Source organism: Amycolatopsis cihanbeyliensis (assembly GCF_006715045.1).
Classification (GTDB): Bacteria; Actinomycetota; Actinomycetes; order Mycobacteriales; family Pseudonocardiaceae; genus Amycolatopsis; species Amycolatopsis cihanbeyliensis.
In genome coordinates, this window is record NZ_VFML01000001.1 from 1,322,667 (window position 1) to 1,330,000 (window position 7,334).

The window sequence follows — 7,334 nt, forward strand, 5'->3', positions numbered from 1 at the left end:
TGTCGCGAGGAACGGGCCACTCGCCGCGGCTCAGCGGGAGTGGGCATGCCGTTCGCGCCAGCTCGTCACCGGCAGGGAGAACTTGCGTACCAGACGGTCGGTGAACGGGCCGTCCCACAGCCGCGCCAGCCGCACCGATACCCGCCCCCAGACGACCTGGACCCGGGCACCCGGCGGCACTTCGAGGTGACGCAGGCCGTCGCAGGTGAGCACGGCCGGCGAGCCGTCCGGATCGACCTCCACGGTGATGACCGAGCTGCGGGACACCACCAGCGGCCGGGAGAACATGGCGTGCGCGTTGCTCGGCACCACCAGCAGCGCCTCGACCTCGGGCCAGATCACCGGACCGCCGGCGGAGAAGGCGTAGGCGGTGGACCCGGTCGGCGTCGCGCACAGCACTCCGTCGCAGCCGAAGGAGGACACCGGCCTGCCGTCGACCTCGATGAGCGCGTCCAGGATCCGTTCCCGGGTGCTCTTCTCCACGCTGGCCTCGTTCAGGGCCCAGGTCCGGGCCACGAGGTCGCCGTTCATACTCACCGTGACATCGACGGTCATCCGCTGCTCGACCCGGTAGCGGCGTTCGACCACCCGGCGCACGGTGTCGGTGAGCGCGTCGGAGTCCGCCTCGGTGAGGAATCCGACCCTCCCGAGGTTGACGCCGAGCAGGGGCACCCCGGCCGGGCGCGCCAGCTCCGCGGCCCGCAGCAGGGTCCCGTCACCGCCCAGCACCAGCACCAGCTCGGTGCCCGCGGCCGGTTCGGACTCCGGACCGACCACCATGCACGGCGCCCCGGCGCCGTCGGGCTTGATGAGGTCGCGCACGTCCTCGTCCAGCACCCGCAACCGGATACCGGCCTCGGCGAGCCGGGCGGCGACCTCCCGGGCGGCGGGCCGGGTGGCGTCCCGGTCCGGATGGACGACGAGCAGCACCTCGCGCAGCTCGGTTTCCTCGATCACGAAGGCCCCTCCTGAACCGCGGTACGGGCGAGCCGTGCGATGTCCGGCTCGCCCGTATTGTCCATAGCGGACCCGCCCGCCGCCCTTCGCAGCCAGGCGAAGTACTCGACGTTCCCGGATGGCCCCGGTAGCGGGCTGGCCACCACGCCGGCCGGGCGCAGGCCGAGGGCGGTGGCCTCGGTCAGCACCGTACTGACGGCCTCGACGCGCAGCTCCGGATCGCGCACCACCCCACCGCTGCCCAGACGCTGCCTGCCGACCTCGAACTGGGGCTTGACCATCGGCAACAGGTCGGCCCGCTCGGCGGTGCAGGCCAGCAACGCGGGCAGCACCAGGCGCAGCGAGATGAAGGAGAGGTCGGCGACGACCAGGTCGACCTCGCCGCCGAGCTGCTCCGCGGACAGGCTACGCACGTTCGTCCTGTCCAGTACGTGGACGCGCTCATCGGTGCGCAGCCGCCAGTCCAGCAGCCCTCGCCCCACGTCCGCCGCGACCACCATGGCGGCGCCCTCCCTGAGCAGGACGTCGGTGAAACCGCCGGTGGAGGCACCGGCGTCGAGGCACCGTTTCCCGCCGACGGACAGTCCGCGCGGCAGGAACTCGCGCAGCGCGCCCAGTAGCTTGTGCGCCCCCCGCGAGGCCCAGCCGGGGTCGTCCTCCACCCGCACGACGATCGGCGCATCGAGCTCCACCCCGGTGGCGGCCTTGTGGGCCACCAGGCCGCGCACGGTCACCTTGCCCTCGCTGATCAGCGAGGCCGCCTGGTCTCTCGAGCGAGCGAGGCCCCGGCGCACCAGCTCGGCGTCGAGGCGCGCCCTGCGCGGCATGAGCTAGACCTTGTCGATGCTGGACAGCGCGACGGTCAGCTCGGTGTGCACGGCGTCGAAGCGCTCGACGTGCTCGGCGAGCGGCAGGTCCGCCATGCCGTCGAGACCCGCGACGGCCTCGTCGATGCCGGCCCGCGGGTCGGTGTCCTGCGGCTGCGCCTGTTCCTGCTGACCGGGTGGTGGTCCGGGAACCGGCCGCGCCGCCGCTTCCCGCAATTCCGGGTTCGTCTCTTCGTGCACGCGTCAACGCTAGCCGATCGCGCTGCCCGATCGTGCACGGATCAGGACAGGCCCAGCTCGGCGAGGGCCGCGCGGGAGTGTCGATCAAGCGCCTCGATCTCGTGGTGACCGTTCCGCCACGCGACGTCACAGAGCGTACGAAGGAGGTCGAGTGGGGCGCCGTTCCCGGATACGGTGAGCGCCGAGTTTCCGGCGTCCACCGTCCAGCCGGGTTGGGGCCCGATCCGCAGCTCGCCCATGGGCGCCGTCAGTGCGGTGAGATCCGCGGCGAGGTACTGCGGGCGTTCAGCCGGCTCGGCTGCGAGCAGCACGGCGGGCGTGGTGACCCCGGTAAGGACCACCAGTGCCTCGAGCCCGGCACGGACCGCGCCCGCGATATCGGTGTCCAGCCGGTCGCCGACGACCAGCGCGGAGCTCGCCCCCGCGGAGCTCGCCGCGGCACGGAACAGCGGGGGCTCGGGTTTGCCCGCGACCAGCGGTGCCCGGCCGGTGGCGGTGCGGAGGGCGGTGACCATCGAGCCGTTGCCCGGCAGTTGTCCCCGCTCGGTGGGCAGGGTCGGATCCACATTGCAGGCGACCCACCGCGCGCCGGCCCGGACGGCGACGCAGGCCTCGGCGAGATCGCCCCAGCAGGTGTCCGGTGAGTGGCCCTGCACCACGGCCGCCACCTCGGCGGAGGCCTCCCGCACCGGCCGCAGGCCCGCCCCGGCGACTTCCTCGGCGAGTGCCGCGGTGCCCACCACCAGCACCGTGGCGCCGGTGGGCAGCCGTTCCCCGAGCACCGAGGCCGCGGCCTGCGAACTCGTGCTGACCTCGGCGGTATCGGCGGGGATGCCGAGCTCGGCCAGGTGATCGGCGACCGCCGACGCGGCTTTGGACGCGTTGTTGGTGACGAACCGGACCGGGGTGCCCGCGGCGCGCACCCCGTTGACCCCTTCCGCCGCACCGGGGATCGGGCGGGCGCCGTGGTACAGCGTGCCGTCCAGGTCGAACAGCACGGCATCGTGCCGCGGGTCACTCATTGCCGAGCTCCGCGGCCCGTTCCGCGGCGTCGGTCTCCTCCTGGTCGTCGGCTTCGGCGGCGTGCAGGAACCAACGCAATGCCTCCTCCGCCCGCCCGGCCGCGAGCAGGTTGTCCGCGTAGGCGTAGAAGAGGCGGGCGCTCCACGGATACCGCGCCGCGGGATCCAGGTCGGCGCCCTGCAGCGAGACCACGGCGGCGTCGAGCTGGCCGAGGTCGCGGCGCGCGCCCGCGGCCACGATCCGCAGCTCGACCTGCACCTCCTGCGGGAGCCGGCTCAGGTCGGCTTCCCTGGCGAGGTCGAGTGCGCGTTCCGGGCGGCCGAGGGCGCGTTCCGCGTCGGCGAGGATGGCGACGTGGATGTCGGTGCGAGCCATCCTGCGCACCGCACGCAACTCGGAGAGGGCTTCGGACCATTTGCCCGCGTGGTAGGCGGCCAGCCCGACCGCCTCCCGCACGATCGGCACGCGGGAGGCCTTGGTCTTGGCGTACCTGGCGTGTTCGAGCGCCGCCTCCGGGTCGACGTCGATCAACCCGCCCGCGGCCACGAGATGCTTGCCGATCCGCTCGGCGAGATCCCTGGGCAGGGTGCGCAGCTCGCGCCGCGCCTCCTCGTCCAGGTCGGTGAACTCGACGTCCTCGGGCAACTCGGGCGCGGCCAGCAGTTCCTCCGCCACCGCGGCATCATCGGCCGGTCGCTCCCCGGCCTGCCGGGGGCGGGGATCACGCTGCCGCTCCCCGTCCCGCTTCCGGTCGGGACGCTGGTCCGCCTGCCCTACCCGGTCCCGCCGGTCCTGATCGCGATGCGGGCGGCGCTCCTGCCGGTCACCGGGCGCGCGGTCGCGGTGGCCCTGCCCGCGCTCGCCGGGCCCGCCTCGCCGTTCCTCCTCGCGGAACCGCCCACCGGATGCGGGTCGGCCCTGCCCGCGCCCACGATCCTGGCCGCCCCGCCGATCCTCGCGGTCCGGCCGGTCCGCGCCGCCGCCGTTGCGCCCCCGGTTCGGGTGTCCGCGCTCCTGCCGGTCGTCGTCTCGCCGGTTCCGGCCCGGACGGCCCCGTTCCCGGTCGCCGCCCTTCCCCTGTTCCCGGCCACGGCCGCTCGCCCCACCTTCGGAACGAGCAGGCCGACCGCCACCAGGCTGGTCCTTCCTTCGCGGCCGCTCGGACTCGCCGTCGCCCGCCGAGTCGCGTCGACCGTGCTCGGACACCTGTTCTCCTCCATGGTCAAGACATGCACAAAGGGCCCGCCAGGGAGCCAATCGACTACCCTAGCGGGCCCTTTGGAAAGGGTGCTCGGCGGTGTCCTACTCTCCCACACCCCTTCGAGTGCAGTACCATCGGCGCTGGTGGGCTTAGCTTCCGGGTTCGGAATGGGACCGGGCGTTTCCCCACCGCCATAACCACCGAAACTCTCTGAAACACACACTGGTGTGGTGTTTCAGAACCGTAGAGCGGATGCGTAACATCTTTGTGGGCAAGCCCTCGGCCTATTAGTACCAGTCAACTCCACACATTACTGCGCTTCCATCTCTGGCCTATCAACCCATTCATCTCATGGGGGCCTTAACCCTCTCGGGGTGGGAGACCTCATCTTGGAACAGGCTTCCCGCTTAGATGCCTTCAGCGGTTATCCCTTCCGAACGTAGCCAACCAGCCGTGCTCCTGGCGGAACAACTGGCATACCAGAGGTTCGTCCGTCCCGGTCCTCTCGTACTAGGGACAGCCTTCCTCAAGTCTCCTACGCGCGCGGCGGATAGGGACCGAACTGTCTCACGACGTTCTAAACCCAGCTCGCGTGCCGCTTTAATGGGCGAACAGCCCAACCCTTGGGACCTACTCCGGCCCCAGGATGCGACGAGCCGACATCGAGGTGCCAAACCATGCCGTCGATATGGACTCTTGGGCAAGATCAGCCTGTTATCCCCGGGGTACCTTTTATCCGTTGAGCGACACCCCTTCCACCAGGTGGTGCCGGATCACTAGTCCCGACTTTCGTCCCTGCTCGACCCGTCAGTCTCACAGTCAAGCTCCCTTGTGCACTTACACTCAACACCTGATTGCCAACCAGGCTGAGGGAACCTTTGGGCGCCTCCGTTACTCTTTGGGAGGCAACCGCCCCAGTTAAACTACCCATCAGGCACTGTCCCTGAACCAGATCATGGCCCGAGGTTCAGATTTCCCATTCGACCAGAGTGGTATTTCAACAATGACTCCACCAACACTAGCGTGCCAGCTTCACAGTCTCCCACCTATCCTACACAAGCCGAACCGAAAACCAATACCAAACTATAGTAAAGGTCCCGGGGTCTTTCCGTCCTGCCGCGCGTAACGAGCATCTTTACTCGTAATGCAATTTCGCCGGGCCTGTGGTTGAGACAGCCGGAAAGTCGTTACGCCATTCGTGCAGGTCGGAACTTACCCGACAAGGAATTTCGCTACCTTAGGATGGTTATAGTTACCACCGCCGTTTACTGGCGCTTAAATTCTCAGCTTCGCCCCGAAAGGCTAACCGGTCCTCTTAACGTTCCAGCACCGGGCAGGCGTCAGTCCGTATACATCGAATTGCTTCTTCGCACGGACCTGTGTTTTTAGTAAACAGTCGCTTTCCGCTGGTCTCTGCGGCCAACTCACCCTAGCCCGCGCAGGGCTTCAGGTGCTCTGGCCCCCCTTCTCCCGAAGTTACGGGGGCATTTTGCCGAGTTCCTTAACCACAGTTCACCCGCTCGCCTTAGTATTCTCTACCTGACCACCTGTGTTGGTTTGGGGTACGGGCCACATGTGCACTCGCTAGAGGCTTTTCTCGGCAGCATAGGATCACCCTACTTCGCCTCACTCGGCTACGCATCACGTCTCAGGATCCATGCGGTGCGGATTTACCTACACCACTCCCTACACGCTTACACCAGTACTACCACTCACTGGCGGGGCTACCTTCCTGCGTCACCCCATCACTTGGCTACTACAAGATCAGGTCCCACGCTCCACCCGGCTCGACCCGAAGGTCTCACCCGGCTTCGGGTGGTTAGTCTCACCTGCCTCACCAGGGACGCACACACGCGGGTACGGGAATATCAACCCGTTGTCCATCGACTACGCCTGTCGGCCTCGCCTTAGGTCCCGACTTACCCTGGGCGGAACAGCCTGGCCCAGGAACCCTTGGTCATCCGGCGGCAGAGATTCTCACTCTGCTTTCGCTACTCATGCCTGCATTCTCACTCCCACACCCTCCACCACTGGTTTCCACCGTGGCTTCACCGGATGCAGGACGCTCCCCTACCCACCCACACGACTACACACCCACCCAAAGGCAGGCGCGGATCACAAGTGTGAGTGACACAGCTTCGGCGGTGTGCTTAGCCCCGCTACATTATCGGCGCAGGACCACTTGACCAGTGAGCTATTACGCACTCTTTCAAGGATGGCTGCTTCTAAGCCAACCTCCTGGTTGTCTCGGCAATCCCACATCCTTTTCCACTCAGCACACACTTAGGGGCCTTAGCTGGCGCTCTGGGCTGTTTCCCTCTCGACGATGAAGCTTATCCCCCACCGTCTCACTGCCGCACTCTCACACACCCGTATTCGGAGTTTGGTTGATGTCAGTAACCCGGTAAGGCCCCTCGACCACCCAGTAGCTCTACCCCAGGCGTGAAACATGCGACGCTGCACCTAAATGCATTTCGGGGAGAACCAGCTATCACGGAGTTTGATTGGCCTTTCACCCCTACCCACAGCTCATCCCCCAGGTTTTCAACCCTGGTGGGTTCGGGCCTCCACACCGTCTTACCGGCGCTTCACCCTGGCCATGGGTAGATCACTCCGCTTCGGGTCCAGACCACGCGACTCCATCGCCCTCTTCGGACTCGCTTTCGCTACGACTACCCCACACGGGTTAACCTCGCCACGCAGCACTGACTCGCAGGCTCATTCTTCAAAAGGCACGCCATCACCCGAAGGCTCTGACGGCTTGTAGGCACACGGTTTCAGGTACTCTTTCACTCCCCTCCCGGGGTACTTTTCATCTTTCCCTCACGGTACTCGTCCGCTATCGGTCACCAGGAAGTATTTAGGCTTACCGGGTGGTCCCGGCAGATTCACAGCAAATTCCACGAGCTCGCTGCTACTCGGGAACACCATCCAGACACCACGCCACAGCTTTCGCGTACGGGACTCTCACCCACTCCGGTCCGCCATCCCAAACGGTTCCACTAGCCACAACGCGCATCCCCAGGAGTGTCAGCCCCTGGACAATGGGTCCCACAACACCGCACACACAACACCTGACAGCTTGA

General features: G+C 67.1%; 5 protein-coding genes and 2 rRNA genes (1 of these 7 only partly in view). All 7 read right to left on the reverse strand.

Translation table 11 applies throughout. From position 1 onward, the window contains the following. Positions 1 to 30: 30 nt before the first annotated feature. Positions 31 to 954, reverse strand: a complete 924-nt coding sequence (locus FB471_RS05655; protein WP_142001611.1) for an NAD kinase — start codon at positions 952 to 954, stop codon at positions 31 to 33. After that, entirely contained in the window at positions 954 to 1,784 is an 831-nt protein-coding gene (locus tag FB471_RS05660; protein WP_141996263.1) for a TlyA family RNA methyltransferase, read from the reverse strand. The genes FB471_RS05655 and FB471_RS05660 overlap by 1 nt, the downstream gene beginning before the upstream one ends. Positions 1,785 to 1,787: 3 nt before the next feature. Continuing rightward, the gene (locus FB471_RS05665; RefSeq protein WP_142001612.1) at positions 1,788 to 2,000 is read right to left on the reverse strand and encodes a hypothetical protein; all 213 of its coding nucleotides are present in this window, start codon (positions 1,998 to 2,000) and stop codon (positions 1,788 to 1,790) included. A gap of 65 nt (positions 2,001 to 2,065) precedes the next feature. Continuing rightward, positions 2,066 to 3,046 carry an HAD-IIA family hydrolase gene (locus tag FB471_RS05670; RefSeq protein ID WP_141996264.1) on the reverse strand — a complete coding sequence of 327 codons (981 nt, stop codon included), beginning with the start codon at positions 3,044 to 3,046 and terminating at the stop codon, positions 2,066 to 2,068. After that, complete coding sequence (locus FB471_RS34880; protein WP_246076253.1) at positions 3,039 to 4,253, reverse strand: tetratricopeptide repeat protein; 1,215 nt, start codon at positions 4,251 to 4,253, stop codon at positions 3,039 to 3,041. The genes FB471_RS05670 and FB471_RS34880 overlap by 8 nt, the downstream gene beginning before the upstream one ends. 83 nt (positions 4,254 to 4,336) lie before the next feature. After that, positions 4,337 to 4,453, reverse strand: a 5S ribosomal RNA gene (gene rrf, locus FB471_RS05680). 62 nt (positions 4,454 to 4,515) lie between these two features. Next, positions 4,516 to 7,334: ribosomal RNA gene (locus FB471_RS05685) — 23S ribosomal RNA — on the reverse strand; it runs 286 nt beyond the window's last position.